Source organism: Sporosarcina sp. 179-K 3D1 HS (assembly GCF_047228905.1).
Taxonomy (GTDB): Bacteria; Bacillota; Bacilli; order Bacillales_A; family Planococcaceae; genus Sporosarcina.
The window spans coordinates 1-2,881 of sequence record NZ_JBFEGI010000025.1 but is presented as its reverse complement, the minus strand read 5'-3'; the positions used below and the strand labels follow the sequence as shown (position 1 = coordinate 2,881).

Sequence of the window (2,881 nt, the reverse complement as noted above, 5' to 3'; positions counted from 1 at the left end):
TAGTGATTGAACATGCAATACTTTTTGACGATCCGGACGCCATATCGCTATGGCAGAACGATCAACCGATGAAGGTTAAGTTAGAAAGGGCGCACGGCGGATGCCTTGGCACTAGGAGCCTATGAAGGACGGCACTAACACCGATATGCTCTGGGGAGCTGTAAGTAAGCATTGATCCAGAGATTTCCGAATGGGGAAACCCACTGCCCGTAATGGGGCAGTACGTTTACGTGAATACATAGCGTAAACGAGGCAGACCCGGAGAACTGAAACATCTAAGTATCCGGAGGAAGAGAAAGAAAATTCGATTCCCTGAGTAGCGGCGAGCGAAACGGGAAGAGCCCAAACCAGGAAGCTTGCTTCCTGGGGTTGTAGGACACTCTATACGGAGTTACAAAGGGATGGGTTAGGCGAAGCGACCTGGAAAGGTCCGCCGCAGCGGGTAATAGCCCCGTAGCCGAAAATCCATCCCCTCCAGAGTGGATCCTGAGTACGGCGGAACACGTGAAATTCCGTCGGAATCCGGGAGGACCATCTCCCAAGGCTAAATACTCCCTAGTGACCGATAGTGAACCAGTACCGTGAGGGAAAGGTGAAAAGCACCCCGGAAGGGGAGTGAAATAGATCCTGAAACCGTGTGCCTACAAGTTGTCAGAGCCCGTTAATGGGTGATGGCGTGCCTTTTGTAGAATGAACCGGCGAGTTACGATTCCATGCAAGGTTAAGCAGTGAATGCGGAGCCGCAGCGAAAGCGAGTCTGAATAGGGCGCATGAGTATGGGGTCGTAGACCCGAAACCAGGTGATCTACCCATGTCCAGGGTGAAGGTAAGGTAACACTTACTGGAGGCCCGAACCCACGTACGTTGAAAAGTGCGGGGATGAGGTGTGGGTAGCGGTGAAATTCCAATCGAACCTGGAGATAGCTGGTTCTCTCCGAAATAGCTTTAGGGCTAGCCTCAAACAACGAATCTCGGAGGTAGAGCACTGTTTGGACTAGGGGCCCATCCCGGGTTACCGAATTCAGACAAACTCCGAATGCCGATGATTTAGGTTTGGGAGTCAGACTGCGGGTGATAAGATCCGTAGTCGAGAGGGAAACAGCCCAGACCACCAGTTAAGGTCCCCAAGTATCCGTTAAGTGGAAAAGGATGTGGCGTTGCCCAGACAACCAGGATGTTGGCTTAGAAGCAGCCACCATTTAAAGAGTGCGTAATAGCTCACTGGTCGAGTGGCGCTGCGCCGAAAATGTACCGGGGCTAAACGGATCACCGAAACTGTGGATTGACACCGTTGGTGTCAGTGGTAGGAGAGCGTTCCAAGGGCGTCGAAGCCAGACCGGAAGGACTGGTGGAGCGCTTGGAAGTGAGAATGCCGGTATGAGTAGCGAAAGAAGGGTGAGAATCCCTTCCACCGAATGCCTAAGGTTTCCTGAGGAAGGCTCGTCCGCTCAGGGTCAGTCGGGACCTAAGTCGAGGCCGAAAGGCGTAGACGATGGATAACAGGTTGATATTCCTGTACCACCTCCCCGCCGTTATCAGCAATGGGGGGACGCAGTAGGATAGGGTGAGCGCGCTGTTGGTCATGCGCGTCGAAGCAGTGAGGTGTGGAACGAGGCAAATCCCGTTCCTATAACATTGAGCTGTGACCGCGAGGGGAATTGTCCCCGGAGTCCCTGATTTCACGCTGCCAAGAAAAGCCTCTAGCGAGGCGGGAGGTGCCCGTACCGCAAACCGACACAGGTAGGCGAGGAGAGAATCCTAAGGTGATCGAGAGAACTCTCGTTAAGGAACTCGGCAAAATGACCCCGTAACTTCGGGAGAAGGGGTGCTCTGGTAGGGTGTTACAGCCCGAGAGAGCCGCAGTGAATAGGCCCAGGCGACTGTTTAGCAAAAACACAGGTCTCTGCAAAACCGTAAGGTGACGTATAGGGGCTGACGCCTGCCCGGTGCTGGAAGGTTAAGAGGAGAGGTCAGCGCAAGCGAAGCTTCGAATTGAAGCCCCAGTAAACGGCGGCCGTAACTATAACGGTCCTAAGGTAGCGAAATTCCTTGTCGGGTAAGTTCCGACCCGCACGAAAGGCGTAACGATCTGGGCACTGTCTCAACGAGAGACTCGGTGAAATTATAATATGCGTGAAGATGCGCATTACCCGCGACAGGACGGAAAGACCCCGTGGAGCTTTACTGTAACCTGATATTGAATTCCGGTGCAGCCTGTACAGGATAGGTAGGAGCCTTGGAAATCGGAGCGCCAGCTTCGATGGAGGCATTGGTGGGATACTACCCTGGCTGTATTGGACTTCTAACCCATGCCCGTGATCCGGGCAGGAGACAGTGTCAGGCGGGCAGTTTGACTGGGGCGGTCGCCTCCTAAAGTGTAACGGAGGCGCCCAAAGGTTCCCTCAGAATGGTTGGACATCATTCGTAGAGTGCAAAGGCATAAGGGAGCTTGACTGCGAGACCTACAAGTCGAGCAGGGTCGAAAGACGGGCTTAGTGATCCGGTGGTTCCGCATGGAAGGGCCATCGCTCAACGGATAAAAGCTACCCCGGGGATAACAGGCTTATCTCCCCCAAGAGTCCACATCGACGGGGAGGTTTGGCACCTCGATGTCGGCTCATCGCATCCTGGGGCTGTAGTCGGTCCCAAGGGTTGGGCTGTTCGCCCATTAAAGCGGTACGCGAGCTGGGTTCAGAACGTCGTGAGACAGTTCGGTCCCTATCCGTCGCGGGCGCAGGAAATTTGAGAGGAGCTGTCCTTAGTACGAGAGGACCGGGATGGACACACCGCTGGTGTACCAGTTGTCTTGCCAAAGGCATCGCTGGGTAGCTATGTGTGGACGGGATAAATGCTGAAAGCATCTAAGCATGAAGCCCCCCTC

At 54.3% G+C, this 2,881-nt stretch carries 1 rRNA gene; it reads left to right on the top strand.

Annotated features, from left to right (window positions below):
* Positions 1 to 73: 73 nt before the first annotated feature.
* Positions 74 to 2,881: ribosomal RNA gene (locus tag AB1K83_RS18110) — 23S ribosomal RNA — on the top strand; the annotation flags it as partial.